Here is a 19,367-nt window from a genome sequence, read left to right as displayed (position 1 = left end):
CACACTCGCGTTGAGCGGCACGGCAACCACCGGAATAGGGCGGCCCCGCGCACTGCGTCCTCGCTAGTGTTATTTCAAAAGGAATCTCCAACCCCAGGAAGTCCTGAGGCCGGGGATGTCAACATATCTGGCGTTGACTTTTGGCACGCTGTTGAGTTCTCAAGGAACGGACGCTTCCTTCGGACCGCCTTCCAGCGGGCCCTCCGGGCTTCGTTCTTTCGTGTTTCAAGCTTATCAGATGTTTTCCGCTCCGTTTTCCGGAGTTTCATTCATCGGATTCGCTTTCCGCTTTGCCGCCCCGGTCTCCCGCGGCGACTCCGGAACTGTACGGGGACGGGCCCGCCACATGCAAATCGCCCCTGCCCGGGGTCCCGGGCAGGGGCGATTCGTTGTTCGAGCACCGTCAGGCGCGGCCCATCTCCTCGGCGATGGCCGCCGCGAAGGCGTCGATGTCAGCCTCCGTGGTGTCGAAGGAACACATCCAGCGCACCTCACCGGTGTGCTCGTTCCAGAAGTAGAAGCGGTAACGCTTCTGCAGCCGCTCGCTCACCTCGCGCGGGAGGATCGCGAACACCGCGTTCGCCTGGACCGGACGCACGACCTCGACGCCGTCGATGTTCCGGACCGCAGCCTCCAGGCGGCTGGCCATCGCGTTGGCGTGGCCGGCGTTGCGCAGGTAGAGGTCGCCGGAGAGCAGGGCCTCGAACTGGACCGACGCGAAGCGCATCTTCGAGGCCAGCTGCATCGAGGTCTTGCGGAGGTACTTGATGTTGCGGACCCGCTCGGGGTTGAGCACCACCACGACCTCGCCGAACAGCAGGCCGTTCTTCGTCCCGCCGAAGGACAGCACGTCGACGCCCACGTCGGTCGTGAAGGCGCGCAGCGGCTGGCCGAGCGAGGCGGCCGCGTTGGCCAGGCGGGAGCCGTCGACATGGACGAGCATGCCCAGCTGGTGGGCGTGCTCGGTGATCGCGCGGATCTCGTCGACGGTGTAGAGGGTGCCGAGCTCGGTGCTCTGGGTGATGGAGACCGCGAGCGGCTGCGCGCGGTGCTCGTCGCCGTAGCCCCAGGCCTGCTGGTCGAGCAGCTCGGGGGTGAGCTTGCCGTCCGGAGTGGGGACGGTGAGCAGCTTGATGCCGCCCATCTTCTCCGGGGCTCCGCCCTCGTCCACGTGGATGTGGGCGCTCTCGGCGCAGACGACCGCGCCCCAGCGCGGGAGCAGCGACTGGAGGGCGACCACGTTGGCGCCGGTGCCGTTGAAAACGGGGTAGGCCTCGGCCTTCTCGCCGAAGTGGCGGCGGAAGACGTCCTGGAGGTGGGCCGTGTAGTCGTCCTCTCCGTAGGCGACCTGGTGGCCACCGTTGGCGAGGGCGACCGCGGCGAGGACCTCCGGGTGCACGCCGGCGTAGTTGTCGCTGGCGAAGCCGCGGACGGCGGGGTCGTGCCGCCGTACCGCGTCCGTACGGGTGAGGTCGGTCATCGGGCTGTCAGCCACAGGTGCTGTCCGTTCAGTTCTGCTGCGGGGCGGTCCCAGAGGCCCGCCAGGTGGTCGGCGAGGTCGGCGGTGTCGGTGAAGCCGGCGAACTTCGCCTCCGGCTTCTCGGCCCGCATTTCGGGGCTGACCAACGCCTTGATCACCAGGATCGCAGCCGCTGCGGTGGGCTCGCCGTCCGGGGAGGTGGTCTCCTTCTTGAAGGAGTCGGCCATGGCGAGGGTCCACGCCTCGGTGGCGGCCTTGGCGGCCGCGTAGGCGGCGCCACCGGCGGTGGGCTTGTGCGCGGCCGAGGCGGAGATCATCGCGTAGCGGCCGGCGGAGCTGCGGACCAGCGCGGGCTGGAAGGCCAGCGAGGTGTGCTGGAGGGTGCGCACGACGGTGTCGTGCAGGAAGTCCCAGTCGTCCAGCCGGCTGTCGAAGAAGGTCTTGCTGCCGCGCCAGCCGCCGACGAGGTGGAAGAGGCCGTCGACGTGGCCGTGCTCGGACTCCAGGTGGTCGGCCCAGTCGTGGACCTCCTGCGGGTCGAGCAGGTCGATGACCTGGCCGCTGACCTTGGCTCCGCGCACTGCCACCCGGGTGGCGTCCAGGGCGGACTCGAGGCGCTGGGCGTCGATGTCGGCACCGATCACGGTGGCGCCGTCGGCGGCGAGGCGGCGCAGCACCGCGCGGCCGGCCGGGCCGCTGGCTCCGGCGACGGCGATGACCTTGTCGGCCAGCGGGGCGTTGGAAGAGGTGGTCACGCTGCTGCTCCCTGGATGCCGTTACCGGTGATGCCGGTGGTGGAGGCGATGACGCCGCTCAGCTTCTTGTTGAGGGCCTCGTAGAACATGCTCAGCGGGAACTCGTCCGGGAGCACGGCGTCGCACAGGGCCTTGTTGAGGGCCTTGCCGTCGGTGATGTCGAGCGGGAGGGACTCGGGGCCCTTCGCCCAGGTGGAGGCGGGGTGCGGGGTGAGGTACTCGGACACCAGCTCGTAGGCGGCGATCCAGTGGGCCGGCTTGGGCCGGTCGATGCCGTCGCGGTACAGCTTCTCGATCTCCGCGCAGAGCCCGTTGGTGACCTGCGGGGCGCGCTCCCAGTCGATCGTGAGGCGGTTGTCCCGCCAGCGCAGCGCGTCGTGCTTGTGCAGGTAGGCGAAGAGGAGCTGGCCGCCGAGGCCGTCGTAGTTGCGCACGCGGTCGCCGCTGACCGGGAAACGGAACATGCGGTCGAAGAGGATCGCGTACTGGACGTCGCGGGCGTGCGGGTTGCCCTCGGCCTCGAGCTGCACCGCCTCCTTGAAGGTGGTGAGGTCGCAGCGGAGCTCTTCCAGGCCGTACATCCAGAACGGGCTGCGCTGCTTGATCATGAAGGGGTCGAACGGCAGGTCGCCGTGGCTGTGGGTGCGGTCGTGGACGAGGTCCCACAGGACGAAGGTCTCCTGCGCGCGCTGCTGGTCCTGGAGCAGGCCCTCGGCGTCGGCCGGGATCTCCAGGCCGAGCTGCTGGACGGCGCTGGTGGAGACGGCGCGGAAGCGGGCGGCCTCGCGGTCACAGAAGATGCCGCCCCAGGTGAAACGTTCCGGCGCCTTGCGCACGGAGACCGTCTCGGGGAAGAGCACGGCGGAGTTGGTGTCGTAGCCGGCCGTGAAGTCGGTGAAGGTGATCGGCACGAACATCGGGTTGTCGAAGCGGGTGCGCTCCAGCTCGGCCAGCCAGTCTGGCCACACGACGCGCAGCAGGACGGCTTCCAGGTTGCGGTTCGGGTTGCCGTTCTGGGTGTACATCGGGAAGACGACCAGGTGCTCCAGGCCGTCCTCGCGCTGGTCGGCGGGCTGGAAGGCGAGCAGCGAGTCCAGGAAGTCGGGCTCGCGGTAGCCGGTGTCGGCCCACTTGGCGAGGTCCGCGTCGATGGCGGCGAGGTACGCGGCGTCGTGCGGGAAGTTCGGGGCGAGCTCCTCGACGGCCGCACGGACGGTGGCGACCAGCGGGTCGACGGTGTGCCGCTGGACGGCGGCCAGGTCGATCGAGCCGTCCTTGGACTGCAGCGGGCGCAGCGCCTCGACAGCCTCCTTCAGACGCAGCCAGGCCGGGTGGCCGGCGAAGGTCGAGACCGGGGCGTCGGCCGCCGCAGCGAGCCTTGGCGAAAGATTCTGCATCGTGGACTCACTTCGACAGGAGTTATTTCAACGGGGACACCATAAGTACGAAAGGTTCTCCCGTTCAAGGGGGTCCGGACCGGCAAAGCTGCGGCGAGCCGCCCCTCAGGCCCGAAAACCTGCGCCGAGAGGCCCGATGTCCGGCATGTGGACGGTGATCTGGATGTTCTGGACAGATGCGCAGGTCTGATGCGAACCTCCCGGCATGCTCCCGGCGGTGATCACGGTGCCCGTAGGCCACGACAGCCCGTTCCGCGCGCCCTCCCGCCGGCACGCCTGCTTCTGCTGTCGCTGCCGCGCGCGCGGTCTCTGCTGTCGCTGTCGCCGCTGTTGTTGATCCGGCCACCGGCCGCTGTCCGGCCGCTGTCGACCCGACTGCTGTCGATCCGGCCCGGGGGGACCGCGGACGTGGGCCCGTACGCCGACCATGCCGTGTGTGTTCCGGCGCCGCCACCGGGGGGAAGTGACCCGCCGGGACCCGGCCCGCCCCGCCGCGCCCCCTCTGTCCCAACCCACCTGTCACTCCCGACCCGTCCCAACCGACACGGTCACTCCCGACCTGTCACTCCCGACCTGTCACTCCCGGTCCTTCCTCTGGAGCCCCGCCATGACCCTCCGCAAGCCGTCCGCCGTACTGTCCCTCGCCGCGCTGGTCGCCGCCGCGGCCACGCTGAGCGCGTGCGCCCCGCAGGACTCGACGTCCGACGCCGCCTCCGGCGCGGCCGGCACGGCGGCGGGCTGCGCACCGGGGGCGCTGGCGACGCGTACGGCCGGGACGCTGACCGTCGGCACCGACAAGCCCGCGTACGACCCCTGGTTCTCCGAGGACAAGCCGGAGAACGGCAAGGGCTTCGAGTCGGCCGTGGCCTACGCGGTGGCGGAGAAGCTGGGCTACCCGAAGGACAAGGTCAGCTGGGTGGTCGCGCCGTTCGGCAAGGCGACCGCGCCGGGCGCCAAGGACTTCGACTTCGACATCAACCAGGTGTCGATCAGCGACGAGCGCAAGCAGGCGGTGGACTTCTCCTCCGGCTACTACGACGTGCGCCAGGCCGTCATCGCGCTGAAGAACTCCAAGGCGGCGGGTGCGAAGAGCATCGCCGACCTCAAGGGCGCCAAGCTCGGCGCGCAGGTCGGCACCACCAGCCTGGACACCATCACCGGCGTCATCAAGCCGAGCAGCCAGCCGGCCGTCTTCGACTCCAACGACCTGGCCAAGGCCGCGCTGAGGAACGGGCAGATCGAGGCCCTGGTGGTGGACCTGCCGACCGCCTTCTACATCACCGGTGCCGAGGTGCCGGAGGCCCAGGTGGTGGGCCAGTTCGAGACGGCCTCACAGGGCGAGCAGTTCGGCCTGGTGCTGGACAAGGGCTCCAAGCTGACCGGCTGCGTGTCGCAGGCGGTGGACGCGCTGCGCTCCGACGGCACGCTGGCGAAGCTGGAGAAGCAGTGGCTCTCCGACGCCGTCTCGGCGCCGGTGCTGAAGTGAGCGCAGACACGAGCCCCAGCGTGGGCGGGGAGACGAGCCCCGGCGTGGGCGGGGACGCGACGGCAACCGGAGCCGCGGCACTCGCGAAGCGCGTGGAAGAAGGGGACGACGGCTACCGCCCGTCCGAGCGGCGCCTCGCGCACGAGGCGTACCGGCGCGCCCGGGCCCGCCGCTCGGCGCTGATCGCCGCCTCGTCGACCCTGGTGACGGCGGCCGCGCTCTACCTGCTGATCGTCAACTCCCCCGGCTGGGAAGTGACTCGGCGAACCTTCTTCAACCTCGGATACGCCCGACAGGCGCTGCCCGAGGTACTGAAGGGGCTGCGGGTGAACCTTGAGCTGATGCTCGGCTGCGGGGTGCTGATCCTGGTGTTCGGCCTGTTGCTCGCGGTACTGCGGACGCTGCGCGGGCCGGTGTTCCTGCCCGTGCGGCTGCTGGCCACCGCGTACGTGGACTTCTTCCTCGGGCTGCCGATGATCATCTGCCTGCTGGTGATGATCACCGGGGTGCCGGCGCTGCGGCTGACCGGGGTGACCACCGATCCGCTCCTGCTGGGCGGGGCGGCGCTGGTCCTGACGTACTCGGCGTACGTGTCGGAGGTGTTCCGCTCCGGCATCGAGTCGGTGCACCCGAGCCAGCGGGCCGCAGCGCGGTCACTGGGGCTGACCAACGCGCAGGCCATGCGGTACGTCGTGCTGCCGCAGGCGGTCCGCCGGGTGGTTCCGCCACTGCTCAACAACCTGGTGAGCCTTCAGAAGGACACCGGGCTGGTCTCGATCGGCGGTGCGATCGACGCGGTGTACGCGGCGAAGATCATCGCGTCCCGGTCCTTCAACTTCACGCCGTACCTGCTCGCGGGGCTGGTGTTCATCGTGCTGACCATTCCGCTGACCCGGTTCGCCGACTGGCTGACCGCGCGGATGAACCGTCGGCAGCTCCAGGGAGGTGCGGTGTGACGGCGGAAGTGCTCCGGCTGGAATCGGTGCGCAAGACCTTCGGCACCCAGGTGGTGCTGCGCGACGTGGACCTCGCCGTGCCCGAGCACTCGGTGACGGCGCTGATCGGGGCCTCCGGCTCCGGGAAGTCCACGCTGATGCGGTGCGTCAACCTGCTGGAGGGCATCGACGACGGCGCGATCTTCCTGGACGGCGAGGAGATCACCGATCCGCGCGCGGACGAGGACGCCGTCCGGCGCCGGATCGGGGTGGTGTTCCAGTCGTACAACCTGTTCCCGCACATGACCGTGCTGGAGAACATCACCCTCGCGCCGCGCCGGGTGCACGGGGTCGCGCGGGCCGAGGCGGAGGCGCGGGCGCTCGAGCTGCTCGACCGGCTCGGGCTGGCAGCCAAGGCGCAAGAGTACCCGGACCGGCTCTCCGGCGGGCAGCAGCAGCGCGTCGCCATCGTGCGGGCGCTGGCCACCGGACCCCGGCTGCTACTCCTGGACGAGATCACCGCGGCGCTGGACCCGGTACTGGTCGGGGAGGTGCTCTCGGTGGTGCGGGACCTCAAGGAACAGGGGATGACGATGGTCCTCTCCACGCACGAGATGGGATTCGCGCGCGAGGTCGCCGACCGGGTCTGCTTCCTGGACGACGGGGTGGTACTCGAACAGGGGCCGCCGGAGCAGGTCTTCGGCGATCCGCGGGAGGAGCGGACCCGGCAGTTCCTCAGCCGGGTGGTCGCCTCGGGGCGGCTCCAGGGCTGAGCCCGGGCGGCGGGCGACCGGTGTGCGGCCAGGGCATTCACCACGACGGGCACCACTGTGCGCCCCCGTACGCGCCCTGTCCGCGCCCGGTCGGCAGCGGTGATCGTGGGGTGGACGACCGTCGCCGCGCACGGGTCGGCGCACAGGTGAACAGATGGACGGGCGAACAGATGACGGGCGGCAGCTGACAGACGACAGCTGACAGCTTTCATCATCTGTTCGCTGACCGCTGTTCGTTGTTCGCCGCCCCGGTCGCCCACCGCCCCGGGAGGCCGCCGTTGCACGGACCCATCCTGGTCAACTGGCTCCTCGCCCTCCTCACCGCAGCGGCCGGCGCCTCCTGCCTGGTCCGCCTGCGACGCTCCCCCTGCGCCCAGGGCGTCCCGGGTGCCCCAGGCGCCGCGTCCGCCGCACACCGCCCACTCGCCCGGGAGTCCGACGCCGCCGAGGCCCTGATGGGGCTCGGCATGGCCGCGATGGCCGTCACCGGCGCCACCGTCCCGGCCGCCGTCTGGGCCGCGCTGTTCGGCGCCCCCGCCGCCGCCTTCCTGCTCGCCGCCGTCCACGCCCCCGCCGGCCGGGCTCACCGGCTGCACCACGCGGTCGGCGCGATCGCCATGACGTACATGGCCGTCGCGATGGCGGTGTCCCCCGGCCACCAGCACCACCACGCGGGCGGCCTGGGCGTCCCGCTGCTCACCGGCGTCCTCCTCCTCTACTTCGGCGGGTACACCGTCTGGGCCGGCAGCCGCCTGCTGCGCACCCCGGCCGGCACCCTCGCGGTCGGCACCGCCGGGCTGCCGCAGGCCTGCCGGCTCACCATGGGCATCGGCATGTTCGCCATGCTGCTGACCATGTGACGCCCCCGTTCGCACACCAAGCCCCGGTCGCGCGCGTGGCGTTGGTCACTGGCCGGTCGAAAGCCGTTCCACCGGGCGTCGCCAGCGCATAGGTTGGCGGGGAGCGCGCTGTCGCGTTCCGTGCGTACTCGGGGAGCCCACGCGATGCCTGCCCTGATCGGCCTGCTGCTGCTCGGACTGCTGCTCTCGACCGTCGCGCCCCGGCTGCTGGCCCGGGCCCGCTGGGCGGAGCGCGAACCGGTGCTGGCACTGCTGGTGTGGCAGTGCCTCGTGGTGGCGGTGCTGCTGTCCTGCGCGCTGGGCCTGCTGCTGGCCGCCTCCGCCGCCCTGCCGGAGCTGCGCGCGCTGGTGTTCTCGGGCGCACCGCACGGTGTGGAGGCCGCGTACGGCCTGCAGGACGCCGAGGGCTGGGGTCGGCTGTGCGCAGCGGTCCTGGCGGCCGGTGGGGTCCAGACGGTGCTGGCGCTCACCCGCGAGGTCCGTACGGCGAAGGCGCTGCGCGACCGCCGGCACGCCCAACTGACGACCCGGGCGCCGGAGTTGCCCGAGTCGATCGAGGCCACTCGGAGCCGTCGTGAGCGGCTGGTGGTGCTGGAGAACGTCCGCCCGGAGGCGTGGTCGCTACCGGGCCCGGACTCCCGCCTGGTGGTCACCACCGGCGCCCTCCAGCAGCTGACCGACCGGGAGCTGGCGGCCGTGCTGAGCCATGAGCGCGGCCACGTCCGGGCCCGGCACCACTGGCTGCAGCAGTTCGCGCAGGCGCTCGCCTCCGGCTTCCCCGGCGTCGGCGTGTTCAGCGCCTTCCGGGACCAGGTCGCGGAGTTGGTCGAGCTGGCGGCCGACGACCGCGCCGCACGGCGGCACGGCCGGCACACCACCGCCCTCGCCCTGGCCGAACTCAACCTGGACCGAGGGGTGTTCGGCTCCTGCCCGCCCGGCCTGGCGCAGTCCCCGAAGCGGGTGGACCGGCTGCTCGCGGGCCGCCCGCGGCTCTCCGTCTCGCACCGGCTGCGGCTCACCGTCGCGGCTCTCGCCGCACCCGCCGCGGTCGTCCTGCTGGCCGTCGCCCCGGGGCTGCACTCGCTCCTCTGAGCCAACCCGGGCCGGACAGAAGGAATGTGACGCAAAGTCAGACAAGCGCGGCCAGGTCAGGCCGACGGGACTTCGCCGGCGTTGCCGAGCTCGCCGCCGAGGGTCAGCTCCAGCACCTCGCGGTGGAGCGGCCTGGCCTGCTCGTAGCGTTCCCGGCCGGCCTCGGTGAGGGTGAGCACGATGCCCCGCCGGTCGCTCTCGCACATCGCCCGGGTGACCAGTCCAGCCTTCTCCAGGCGGGCGATCAGCCGGGAGAGGGCGCTCTGGCTGAGGTGGACGGTGGGCGCCAGCTCGCTCACCCGTAGCGCGTGACCGTCACCGGCGTCGCAGCCCTCGACGAGGCGCTCCAGCACCTCGAACTCGCTCATGCCCAGCCCGAACCGGTCGCCCAGCTCGCGGTCGAGCAAGCAGGCGGCCGCAGCGTGCCGGGCCAGCAGCTCGCGCCACTGCGCAACGAGACCGGCCTCCGCCGGGGAGTCGAGTTCAGCCACGCCGCCACCCTAGCACCTGCATCGTCAATTATTGCGTTCACATCTAATTCATTTGCATTGAATGCACGTGCATGTACTGTCCTCCCCATGACCACCGCGACCGTCACGTCACCCGACGCCCCGTCAACCAGCGGCCCGCACTGGACACCCCGCCTCTGGGGCACCCTGATCGTGCTCTGCGCCGCCATGTTCCTGGACGCCCTGGACGTCTCGATGGTGGGCGTCGCCCTTCCGTCCATCGGCTCCGAGCTGCACCTGTCCACCTCCACCCTGCAGTGGGTGGTCTCCGGCTACGTGCTCGGCTACGGCGGCCTGCTGCTGCTCGGCGGCCGCGCCGCCGACCTGCTCGGCCGTCGCCGGGTCTTCCTGGTCGCCCTGGCCGTCTTCGCCGCCGCCTCACTGCTCGGCGGCCTGGTCGACAACGGCGGCCTGCTGATCGCGGCCCGCTTCCTCAAGGGCGTCAGCGCCGCCTTCACCGCCCCGGCCGGCCTGTCGATCATCACCACCACCTTCGCCGAGGGCCCGGCCCGCAACCGCGCGCTGTCGATCTACACCACCTGCGGCGCCAGCGGCTTCTCGCTCGGCCTGGTGCTGAGCGGTCTGCTCACCTCGGTCGGCTGGCGCTGGACCTTCCTGATGCCCGTCCCGGTCGCGCTGCTCGCCCTGGTCTTCGCGATCCGCCTGCTCCCCCGCCCGGTCGAGGAGCCCGCCAAGGGCGGCTACGACGTACTGGGCGCGATCACCGGAACCGCCACCGTGCTGCTGCTGGTCTTCACCGTCACCGAGGCGCAGGGCGCCGGCTGGCTGAGCCTGCGCACGCTCGGTTCGATGGTCGTGGTCGCCGCGCTGGCCGCCGCCTTCCTGCTGGTCGAGAGCCGCACCGCCCACCCGTTGGTCCGGCTCGGCATCTTCCGCAACGGTTCGGTCGCCAGGGCCAACCTGGTCGCCTTCGCGATGACCGGCGCGTACGGCGGCTTCCAGTTCGTGGTCACCCTCTACCTGCAGCACCTGCTCGGCTGGTCGGCCCTGCAGATGGCCCTCGGACTGCTGCCGGCCGGTGCGTTCATCGCCCTCTCGGCGCCGTTCATGGGTCCGATCGTGGACCGCTTCGGCACCGGGCGGCTGCTGCCGATCGGCCTGCTCGCCCTGGTCGGCGCCTTCGCCCTCTTCCTGCGACTGGACGAGCACAGTTCCTACGTCGCCCTGGTGCTGCCCTCGATGCTGCTGCTCGGCGTGGGCTTCGCGCTCGCCTTCCCCTCGGTGAACATCGCCGCCACCGACGGCGTGGCCGACGAGGAGCAGGGCCTGGCCTCGGGTCTGGTGAACACCGCGATCCAGGTCGGCACCGCGGTGGTGCTGGCCGGGGCGACCGCGATGATCACGGCCGGCAGCGCGGGCGGGGACAGCCCGCAGGCCCAACTTGACGGCTACCGCCCGGCGTTGGTGTTCGTCACCGCGGTCGCACTGGTCGGGCTGGTGGTCGCGACGGTCGGAGCGCTGGTGGACCGACGCCGCGCCGCGATCCCTTCGCCGGTGCCCGACTATGATTACCCGTCAGCGGGTCCGACAGTGGCCCGGACCGGAGCCCTCACCGAGCACTGAGCACTGAGTGCCGAGCACCGAGTACCAAGTGCCGAGCACTGGGCACTGACCCCATGGGCCCCGCCCGCGGCCGATTCCAGGCCCTCGGGCAATGGCGCCGGCTCCACCAAACCCCCGTGTTGGTGGAGCCGGCCGTCTTCGTACCGGCCGCCGGGGGGCACCCGTCGGGGCACGGTGCGGGGCGGCTGTCGGCTTCGCAAGTATATTGGCCCGGAGCCAACGAACGTTCGGAGCAGACACGATGGCACCTCGCGGTGATTCGGTCAATGAGGAGATGCGGCAGCGCTCCCGCCGACGCATCATGCGGGCCACCGTCGAGCTGGTTGACCAGCGTGGTTACGCGGGCACCACACTGACCGACATCGCCGAGCGGGCCGGGCTCGCCCGCGGGCTGCTCTCCTACTACTTCGACGGCAAACGGTTGCTGATGCAGGCCGCGACACACCGGATGATGCACCAGTCGCTGTCCGGTGCGCTGGCGGAACTGGCGCCCGACTCCTCCCCCGAGGCCCGGCTGGCCCGCGCCATCGACGCCGTCCTCGGGCTGGCGATGGACCACCCCCGGGTGATGCGCTCGCACCTGGCGCTGATCCTCGACCCGGACACCGGCGCCTTCGTCCAGGACCCGGAGCAGCAGCAACTCGGCGCCATCCTGCAGGGACTGCTGCGCGACTGGGGCGCGCCGGACCCGGTCGCCGAGCACGCGGTGCTGCGCAGCGCGCTGATGGGCGGCTGCATCGGGGTGCTGCTGCCGGGCGCCGAGATCCCGCTGGCCCCGATCCGGGCCGACCTCTTCCGCCGCTACGGCCTGGCCTGGCGCCTCGGCTGCCCACCCCAGGCCGACCCGCCGCAGACCGACTCACCGCAGACCGACCGACCGAAGACCGACTCACCGCAGACCGATCCGCCGGAACACGAAAGGCCGCCGGCCCGCGGTTGACGGCGGGTGGGCGGCCTACCGGTCGCGACCCGCTGCCGAGGGGATCCGCGAAGAAAGGTCCTCACGGATCCCGGACGGCAGCGGGTCAGCGCTCCTTCAGGATCGAGGCGAGCAGGTCTATGGTGCGCTCCGGCGTGAGGCTGTCCACGCAGAGCCGCTCCATGACCTGGATGTACGCGTCGACGTCGTCCCGCTTGTCCAGGTACAGCGCGCTGGTGAGCTGCTCCAGGTAGACCACGTCCGCGAGGTCCTGCTCCGGGAAGCGCAGGATCGTGAACGCCCCGGACTCGCCCGCGTGCGCGCCAAAACGGAACGGCATGACCTGGATCACCACGTTGGTCTGCTCGGCGACGTCGATCAGGTACTGCACCTGACCGCGCATCACCTTCGGCCCGCCGACCGGCCGGCGCAGCGCGGCCTCGTCGATGACTGCCCACAGGCGCGGGCTGGCGCCCTCCGCCAGCAGCTTCTGGCGGCGCAGGCGGAGGCTGACCCGCCGTTCGACCTCCTCCTCGCTGATGACCGGCCGACTCTGGCCGAAAACCGCCCGTGCGTACTCCTCGGACTGCAGCAGCCCGGGGATGAACTGCACCTCGTAGGTGCGGATCAGCTGGGCGGCCTCCTCCAGTCCGACGTAGGTCTGGAACCAGCCCGGCAGCACGTCGTTGAAGCTGTGCCACCAGCCGGACTTGTTGGCCTCGCGGACCAGGCCGAGCAGGGCTTCCCGCTCCATGCCGTCGTCGACGCCGTACAGGCTGAGCAGGTCGGCGACGTCGCGCTCCTTGAAGCTGACGCGACCGAGTTCCATGCGGCTGATCTTGGACTCGGAGGCTCGGATCGCGTAGCCCGCGTCTTCGCGGGTGATGCCGCGCGCCTCACGCAGGCGACGCAGCTGCGAGCCGAGGAGGATCCGGCGGACCATCGAGCCGCCGCCCGGCTGAACTGTGGTCATGCGGTCGAAACCTCCACCTAGGGCAAACAGCGCACAGTCTGCCATCAGTTGAGCGCTCACGGTGCCGATACTGACGGATGTTCCTATCAGTTCTGCACTCCGCACACCAGGATGCACGTGCATCCGGCGCTTGCATATGCCAATAGTGCGACTGCACGTGAATCGACTCTTGCATCTGCAGTGAGCGCACACCACCATGGTGCACGTGCACCTGCACATCCCTGGCAATCCCGCGGGCTCCGCGTCGACCCCACGCGCGACTCCGTGCACCGGTCCGACGGCGTCCCCCCGCGCCATCGGGCGGCCGAGTGCGCGCGCGTCTGGTCGAGGGGGCGGCCGAGCGGCCGAGCGAGTCGGAGGTGACCGGCATGACCCCGGCGGGTCCAGCCGTGTCCGCCCCCTTATGGGAGGAGCTCTTCATGAGCACCGGTACGGCTTTGGCGGTTGACCCCCATGTGGTCACCTGTACGCTCGCTCCTCGCTTCGAAGCCGTCAGAACCGCGCGCGACTTCGCCCGGACCACGCTCCGGCGCTGGAGCCTGCCGGAGCTGTTCGACGACGTCGCGCTGGTGGCCTCGGAACTCGTGACGAACGCGCTCCGGCATGCGATCGGCGCACGGCCCGACCCTGCGGGCGGCGCCCAGGGCGAGTACGACTTTCCCACACGGGCGACCCCGGACGGGCGGCTGCCGATCCGAATAAGCCTGGTGCACCGCGCACCCCAGGTGGTCTGCGCGGTGAGCGACCCGAGTAGCATCGGCCCGGTGGCCAGGGAAGCGGACTTCGTCGCCGAATCCGGCCGCGGGCTGCACCTGGTGGAGTCCTTCAGCCGCTCCTGGGGCTGGCACCCGCTGGGCAGCGGCAAGGTGGTCTGGGCCATGTTCGAGGCGGAGCCGGCGGGCGGCACGCTCGACGGACACCCGGAGATCGGCGGACACCCGGAGATCGGCGGGCACGCGGAGATCGGTGCACGCTCGGCGCTCGACGCGCTCGGCGGACCGGTCGACGTCGGTGGACGGCACCGGCGCTCGGCCTAGCGCCGAGCGGCGCGTGGCCGGTCGAACAGCGGGCCGAGGGCCCGCTCCCATGCCAGCTCGGACGTCGGGCAGGGCGTCGGGTACGGCAGCCGGCCGAGTGGCCGGTCGAGGGAAGCCCCGGGAGGACCACGCCCCGGGCCCTTCCGCCAGGCCCCGTCGGCGGTTCGCCCCGGCCGGTGGCCGGGAAGGCAACAGCGGAGAAGACGGCAGGAAAGTCAAAGGCCGTCGTGGTGTCGGCACCCACGACGGCCCCCCGATGGTGAAGCACGGCAGCCGGTCAGACCGCCAGGTGGTCGAACTCCCCGTCCTTGGCCCCCAACAGCAGGGCGGCGATCTCGGCCCGGGTGTAGATGAGCGCCGGACCGTCCGGGAAGCGCGAGTTGCGCATCGCCACATCACCGCCCGGCAGGGCCGCGAACTCGACGCAGTTGCCCTGGGAGTTGCTGTGCCGGCTCTTCTGCCAGACCACCCCCGTGAGATCGGCCGCGGCCATCCCGTTGTGGGTGTCGTACGAGCCGTGCGTGTCCTGCGAGTCGTGCGAGTCGTGCATAGAAATCTCCCGAAGAGCTCCGGAGTTGTCGTCCAGCGCGGCGCCCCCGGCACCGCCGAACGAACGGACCGGCCCCGTACCGGCCCGGCACAACGCCTCACTTGACGCGATGATAGCTGCAGTGCACGTGCATCAGCACGGGACGTTGCAGGTGCACGAGGCCTTTTACCCGCGGCCCCGAACTCTTCACGGGGTCTCCCCTGACGGTACGTAAACGGACATAGTCGACTGAATCACCGGAGCCGCGATAACCCGCCGTGAGCGGCTCCCCGCTGAATGTTGATCTTCGAATGCCGGGAGTCGCGCCACCGTGACCCTCCGTCAGACGACCTCCGGACTGTGAGACATCTCACGCACCACAGTCGCAACGCCGCACCACGTGGGGCACGTCAAAGCAATGGCCCGTGCTCGCACGGGGGTTGGGTGAGGAATGTCCGGATTGTGGGCAAACCACCCGTACCGGCACGGCGGCCACACCGGGTCCGCACCGCGACCGCGCCAAACCCGTACGGCAGCCGACTGCAGGCCGGACGGGCCGATGTCCTACGATCTCCGGCATGAGCACCGCAGCCATTCCGGGCGCGCCACTGCCCGTCCGCACTCCAGGCTCCCGTGCGCGGGGGCGCCACCGTCGTCCCGAGCGCCCCGCGATCCCGGCCAACGCGCCGGCCCTGGTGCTCGCCGTGCCCGCGACCGCCGGGCCCGAGTCCCGCTCGGTCGTCGAGGAGCTGCTCTCCATCGTCCGCAGCGAGCAGAACGGCGTCCAGGCCGCGGTCGGCTACCTCCCCGGCGACTACGCCGAGGGCGCCGGCGGCGAGGACCGCACCGTCGCCGAGCTCCTGGCCATGGCCGCCGAGGCCGGGCTGCCGACGCCCGTCCTGGTGCCGCTGGTGCCCGGTCCGCACGGTTTCCTGGCCGAACTCCACGCGCTCGCCGCCGAGTACGGCGCGCCGGTCACCGACGCGCTGGGCCCGCACCCGCTGCTCGCCGAGGCCGTGCACGTGCGACTCTCCGAGGCGGGGCTGGCCCGCGCCGACCGGGCCCGGCTGTTCGCCATCGCGACCGCCGCGGACGGCGTGGTCCTGACCACCGTCGGCGGCGAGGACGCCGCCGCCGCAGCCGGCATCACCGGCGTACTGCTGGCCGCCCGACTGGCCGTCCCGGTCGTCGCCGCCGCGCTCGACGTGCCCGGCTCGGTGGCCGCGGCCGTCAACCACCTCAAGGAGTCCGGCTCGCAGCGCCCGGCGCTGGCCCCGCTGGTGATCGGGCCGGAGGCCGACTCCGAGCTGCTCGCCACGGCCGCCGAGGAGACCGGCTGCCCGTCGGCGGCGCCGCTGGGCGCGTACCCGACCGTCGGCCAGCTGATCGCCTCCACCTACCTGGCCGCGCTGCCCACGCCGTCCCCGGAGGAGCTGGCGCAGGCCGAGGCGGAGGCGGCGGCCGCCGCCGAGGCCGAGGGGGTCGTGGAGGGCGCCCGGCGCGCTCACGCGGCCGCCGAGGCGCCTGCCGGACAGTAAGGACACCACGCGCCGGTCGGCGCGCACACAGGGCCCGGAACGGCTTGCGTTCCGGGCCCTTCGCTTTGCCTCTCTCGTTGCCCCTCCTGTTGCCTCTCCTGCTGCCCCTCCTGCTGCTTTCCTGTGCCGTACGGGAGTTACAGGAGTTAAGCGAGCAATGAAGGGAATGTCCGTTCTGGCGCCATTTGCAAGGAAATGGTGAGCGCACTCTCCGGCGCTCGAATCGCGGCCACCCCCCTGGCTCGGACGGCGCGCCGCTTCGCGCTTCAACACACCGTCACGTCACTCCTGAGGCGAAGACAGTTGTGGGCATCCGCAACAGCATTGCCGAAAAACGATCATTTACGATCATGATTACCTGACATTTTGGCAGTTCCCACTAAACCGTGATGCGCGTCACAGCTATTTGCAGTTTGAACTTAAGTCTGCTTAACGTGCTCCCCGTTCGTGGCCACACGGACCCAGTTCATCCGCAACGCCGAGTCCTGCCGTCGGATGTCCTGGAAGCGCGAAAACGCACCACGGCAGGAGCGGGGGACCCACAGGTAAGTCGCCCCGGACCGTTCCCCGGAACGTCCAGGGCTAGGGGTGAAGCCGCGCTCACGCGCGGCCGGGCAACTCCAGCCCGAATCCGACAGCTCACCTCGCAGGCGTGGGAGAGGACCGCGTCTTCATGCTGCCCACCAACGGCACCCGTCTGTCCAGCCGCACCCGCCGCGTGATCGCCGCCATCGGCGTCGCGGGCGTCGGCCTCACCGTCCCGTGCCTCGTCTCCGGCACCGCCTCCGCGGCCTCCGTCGCCACCTGGGACAAGGTCGCCCAGTGCGAGAGCACCGGCAACTGGAGCATCAACACCGGCAACGGCTTCTACGGCGGCCTCCAGTTCACCCAGAGCACCTGGTCCGCCTTCGGCGGCACCGCCTACGCCGCGCGCGCCGACCTGGCCACCAAGGACCAGCAGATCGCCGTCGCCGAGAAGGTCCTCGCCTCGCAGGGCCCCGGCGCCTGGCCGGTGTGCTCGGTCCAGGCCGGCCTCACCAAGGGTGGCGCCCCGGCGTCCGTCGACACCTCGACCGCCGCCAAGCCCGCCGCGCCCGCCGCCCCGGTCGCCAAGCCCGCCGCCAAGCCGGCGCAGACCCAGGCCCCGGCCGCCAAGCCGGCCGCGCCCGCCCAGGACGCTGCCCAGGCCGCCACCGACTCCGCCACCGGCAACTGGACGCAGAAGCACCAGCAGCAGGCCCAGAGCGGCGACTACACCGTGGTCGAGGGCGACTGGCTGTCCTCGATCGCCGACAAGCACAACGTCCAGGGCGGCTGGCAGCGGCTGTACGACCTCAACCGCAGCACCCTGACCGACGGTCCGAACACCATCTACCCGGGCCAGCACCTGTCCTTCGGCGACGGCGGCCAGGCCCAGCAGTCGGCCTCCACCGACCAGTCCGCCTCCTCGGACAAGTCCGGCTCGGACTTCACCTGGTTCAACCGCTCGCAGAAGTCCGGTCAGTCCGCGAACGGCGGTGCCGTGAACGCCAAGCCGGCGGCCCAGACCCAGACCCCGGCCGCCCAGCCGGCCGCCCAGGCGCAGACCCAGGCCCCGGCCCAGGCCGCCACCGGCAGCATGGCCGCCGCGGTCGCCTTCGCCGAGTCCAAGGTCGGCCAGGCCTACGTCTACGGCGGCACCGGCAACGGCGGCTGGGACTGCTCCGGCCTGACCCAGGCCGCGCTGCGCGCCGCGGGCATCTCCGTCCCGCGCGTCGCCGCCGACCAGGCCGCCGCCAGCACCCACGTCTCGCTGGACAGCCTGCAGCCGGGCGACCTGCTGTTCTGGTCCAACAACGGCCAGGACTCGGGCGTCTACCACGTCGCGATCTACGTCGGCGGCGGCAAGTACGTCGAGGCCGCCAACCCGAGCTCGGGCGTGCGCGAGCAGACCGTCGCCAACTGGGCCCCGGACTTCGCCGGCCGGGTCTGAGCACGGCGAACGGCTGACAGCCGACGGATTTCGACTGACGGACAACAGATAACAGATAACAGATTTCAACATCTGTCAGCTGTCAGTCGTCCTCCGAACGCTGACCACCCGCCACCCCCGGGGAGAGTCTGGTCGCTCCTCCCCGGGGGTTCCGGCGTATCCCCGTGGTGAAACCCCGCCCCAACGGGCAAGCTGCTGCTCCGCACCCGAGGAGGAGTCACATGGCCCAGGTCACCGTCACCATCGACGCGAACCTCGCGATCGACGCGATGATGCTCTCCGGTACCACGAACCCGCAGGACGCCGTCGAACTGGTCCTGCGCGACTACCTGGCCCGCGGCCGCCGCACCGAGACCCGTACCGGCGACGCGGCCGACGGCCGACGCCTCACCGCCGACCGTCCCACCGCCCAGGAGGGCTGACCCGGCGCACGCCGAAGGGCCCCGGAGAGCAACTGCCCTCCGGGGCCCTTCCCTTGCCCCTACGGCCGACGCTCAGCGCGCGCAGGCCCCGGTGGACCCGCGCATCACCAGCTCCGGCTGGAACATGAACTCGCCGCGCTGGGCCGCGTTTCCGCTGACCTCCTCCAGCAGCGCGTCCACCGCCGCCGTGGCCATCGCCTCGACCGGCTGGCGGATCGTGGTCAACGGCGGCTCGGTGAAGGCGATCAGCGGCGAGTCGTCGAAGCCGACCACCGACACGTCCTGCGGCACCGACAGCCCGCGCTGGCGCACCGCCCGGATCGCCCCGAGCGCCATCATGTCGCTCCCGCAGACGATCGCCGTGCAGCCCTTGTCGAGCAGCGCGCCGGCTGCCGCGTGTCCGCCCTCCACGCTGAACAGCGTGTGGTGGACGAGGTTCTCGGCCTCCTCCTGGGTGCGCCCGAGCACCTCCCGCATCGCCGCCGTGAAGCCTTCTATCTTGCGCAGCACGGGCACGTACCGGCGCTGCCCGACGGCCAGCCCGATCCGCTCGTGCCCGAGTTCGGCCAGGTGCTGGACGGCCATCCACATCGCGGCCCGGTCGTCCGGCGAGATGAACGGCGCGTCGACCTTGTCGCTGAACCCGTTGATCAGCACGAACGGCACCCCGCGCCCGGACAGCCGCGCGTAGCGGTCGTGGTCGGCCGTGGTGTCGGCGTGCAGTCCGGAGACGAAGACGATGCCCGCCACGCCCCGGTCCACCAGCATCTCCACCAGTTCGTCCTCGGTGGATCCGCCCGGAGTCTGGGTGCACAGCACCGGCGTGTAGCCGTGCCGGCTGAGCGTCTGCTCGATCACCTGCGCCAGCGCGGGGAAGATCGGGTTGCTCAACTCCGGTGTGATCAGGCCGATCAGCCCGGCGCTGCGCTGGCGCAGCCGGGTCGGCCGCTCGTACCCGAGCACGTCGAGCGCCGCCAGCACCGTCTGCCGGGTGGCGGCGGAGACGTTCGCCTTGCCGTTGAGCACGCGGGAGACGGTGGCTTCGCTGACCCCCGCCTGTGCCGCGATGTCTGAGAGTCGCGCCGTAGTCACGGTCCCAGAGCCTA

17 protein-coding genes, 1 pseudogene and 1 riboswitch are annotated in these 19,367 nt (G+C 71.2%); of the genes and pseudogenes, 11 read left to right on the top strand and 7 right to left on the bottom strand.

Translation table 11 applies throughout. From position 1 onward, the window contains the following. Positions 1–403 precede the first annotated feature (403 nt). The 3 genes from ACZ52R_RS24235 to ACZ52R_RS24225 are packed head-to-tail and all read right to left on the bottom strand — an operon-like array spanning position 404 to position 3,632. The gene (locus tag ACZ52R_RS24235; RefSeq protein ID WP_465620021.1) at positions 404–1,480 is read right to left on the bottom strand and encodes a threonine aldolase family protein; all 1,077 of its coding nucleotides are present in this window, start codon (positions 1,478–1,480) and stop codon (positions 404–406) included. Further along, positions 1,477–2,235, bottom strand: a complete 759-nt coding sequence (locus ACZ52R_RS24230) for an SDR family NAD(P)-dependent oxidoreductase (protein WP_465620003.1) — start codon at positions 2,233–2,235, stop codon at positions 1,477–1,479. The genes ACZ52R_RS24235 and ACZ52R_RS24230 overlap by 4 nt, the downstream gene beginning before the upstream one ends. Continuing rightward, complete coding sequence (locus ACZ52R_RS24225) at positions 2,232–3,632, bottom strand: DUF6421 family protein (protein ID WP_465620001.1); 1,401 nt, start codon at positions 3,630–3,632, stop codon at positions 2,232–2,234. The genes ACZ52R_RS24230 and ACZ52R_RS24225 overlap by 4 nt, the downstream gene beginning before the upstream one ends. 607 nt (positions 3,633–4,239) lie before the next feature. Between ACZ52R_RS24225 and ACZ52R_RS24220 the strand changes: the two genes are divergently transcribed. The 5 genes from ACZ52R_RS24220 (at position 4,240) to ACZ52R_RS24200 (ending at position 8,778) form a co-directional block, all read left to right on the top strand. Next, the gene (locus ACZ52R_RS24220) at positions 4,240–5,118 is read left to right on the top strand and encodes an ABC transporter substrate-binding protein (RefSeq protein ID WP_465619999.1); all 879 of its coding nucleotides are present in this window, start codon (positions 4,240–4,242) and stop codon (positions 5,116–5,118) included. A 44-nt stretch (positions 5,119–5,162) separates the two neighbouring features. After that, positions 5,163–6,074 carry an amino acid ABC transporter permease gene (locus ACZ52R_RS24215; protein ID WP_465620019.1) on the top strand — a complete coding sequence of 304 codons (912 nt, stop codon included), beginning with the start codon at positions 5,163–5,165 and terminating at the stop codon, positions 6,072–6,074. Beyond that, positions 6,071–6,826 carry an amino acid ABC transporter ATP-binding protein gene (locus tag ACZ52R_RS24210; protein WP_465619997.1) on the top strand — a complete coding sequence of 252 codons (756 nt, stop codon included), beginning with the start codon at positions 6,071–6,073 and terminating at the stop codon, positions 6,824–6,826. Before ACZ52R_RS24215 ends, ACZ52R_RS24210 begins: the two co-directional genes overlap by 4 nt. A gap of 278 nt (positions 6,827–7,104) precedes the next feature. Then, a complete protein-coding gene (locus ACZ52R_RS24205) occupies positions 7,105–7,686 on the top strand; it encodes a DUF5134 domain-containing protein (protein WP_465619995.1) in 582 nt (193 codons plus the stop codon). 144 nt (positions 7,687–7,830) lie between these two features. Next, positions 7,831–8,778 carry a M56 family metallopeptidase gene (locus tag ACZ52R_RS24200; RefSeq protein ID WP_465619994.1) on the top strand — a complete coding sequence of 316 codons (948 nt, stop codon included), beginning with the start codon at positions 7,831–7,833 and terminating at the stop codon, positions 8,776–8,778. A 56-nt stretch (positions 8,779–8,834) separates the two neighbouring features. On the opposite strand, the gene ACZ52R_RS24195 is transcribed toward ACZ52R_RS24200, so the two are convergent. Beyond that, the gene (locus tag ACZ52R_RS24195; RefSeq protein ID WP_360509738.1) at positions 8,835–9,269 is read right to left on the bottom strand and encodes a MarR family winged helix-turn-helix transcriptional regulator; all 435 of its coding nucleotides are present in this window, start codon (positions 9,267–9,269) and stop codon (positions 8,835–8,837) included. A gap of 87 nt (positions 9,270–9,356) precedes the next feature. Here ACZ52R_RS24195 and ACZ52R_RS24190 point away from each other — a divergent pair, with 87 nt between their 5' ends. Both ACZ52R_RS24190 and ACZ52R_RS24185 read left to right on the top strand, forming a co-directional pair. After that, positions 9,357–10,871: an MFS transporter gene (locus tag ACZ52R_RS24190; protein WP_465619993.1), complete on the top strand. Its 1,515-nt coding sequence runs from the start codon at positions 9,357–9,359 to the stop codon at positions 10,869–10,871. A gap of 274 nt (positions 10,872–11,145) precedes the next feature. After that, on the top strand, positions 11,146–11,811 hold the full coding sequence (locus ACZ52R_RS24185; protein WP_465619992.1) for a TetR/AcrR family transcriptional regulator: 666 nt from the start codon (positions 11,146–11,148) through the stop codon (positions 11,809–11,811). An 85-nt stretch (positions 11,812–11,896) separates the two neighbouring features. On the opposite strand, the gene ACZ52R_RS24180 is transcribed toward ACZ52R_RS24185, so the two are convergent. Further along, a complete protein-coding gene (locus ACZ52R_RS24180; RefSeq protein ID WP_360509744.1) occupies positions 11,897–12,763 on the bottom strand; it encodes a helix-turn-helix domain-containing protein in 867 nt (288 codons plus the stop codon). A 419-nt stretch (positions 12,764–13,182) separates the two neighbouring features. Between ACZ52R_RS24180 and ACZ52R_RS24175 the strand changes: the two are divergent. Then, positions 13,183–13,653 (top strand): annotated as a pseudogene (locus ACZ52R_RS24175) (ATP-binding protein); the annotation flags it as partial. Positions 13,654–14,077: 424 nt separating this feature from the next. On the opposite strand, the gene ACZ52R_RS24170 reads toward ACZ52R_RS24175, so the two are convergent. Further along, entirely contained in the window at positions 14,078–14,350 is a 273-nt protein-coding gene (locus ACZ52R_RS24170) for a DUF397 domain-containing protein (protein ID WP_360509746.1), read from the bottom strand. A gap of 557 nt (positions 14,351–14,907) precedes the next feature. Here ACZ52R_RS24170 and ACZ52R_RS24165 point away from each other — a divergent pair. The 3 genes from ACZ52R_RS24165 to ACZ52R_RS24155 all read left to right on the top strand — a co-directional run bounded on the left by ACZ52R_RS24165 (position 14,908) and on the right by ACZ52R_RS24155 (position 18,261). After that, positions 14,908–15,867, top strand: coding sequence for a sirohydrochlorin chelatase family protein (locus tag ACZ52R_RS24165; protein ID WP_465619990.1), 960 nt, complete (start codon positions 14,908–14,910; stop codon positions 15,865–15,867). 497 nt (positions 15,868–16,364) lie between these two features. Then, positions 16,365–16,533: riboswitch (cyclic di-AMP (ydaO/yuaA leader) on the top strand. A gap of 7 nt (positions 16,534–16,540) precedes the next feature. After that, complete coding sequence (locus tag ACZ52R_RS24160; protein ID WP_465620018.1) at positions 16,541–17,839, top strand: transglycosylase family protein; 1,299 nt, start codon at positions 16,541–16,543, stop codon at positions 17,837–17,839. Positions 17,840–18,060: 221 nt separating this feature from the next. Further along, entirely contained in the window at positions 18,061–18,261 is a 201-nt protein-coding gene (locus tag ACZ52R_RS24155; protein WP_465619988.1) for a hypothetical protein, read from the top strand. 72 nt (positions 18,262–18,333) lie between these two features. Here ACZ52R_RS24155 and ACZ52R_RS24150 read toward each other — a convergent pair whose 3' ends face one another. After that, positions 18,334–19,353, bottom strand: coding sequence for a LacI family DNA-binding transcriptional regulator (locus ACZ52R_RS24150; protein ID WP_465619986.1), 1,020 nt, complete (start codon positions 19,351–19,353; stop codon positions 18,334–18,336). Positions 19,354–19,367 lie beyond the last annotated feature (14 nt).

The sequence above is a fragment of the Kitasatospora sp. NPDC034023 genome (assembly GCF_055575795.1).
Note: the sequence above shows the minus strand (reverse complement) of the source record. Positions and strands in the feature narration are given on the sequence as shown.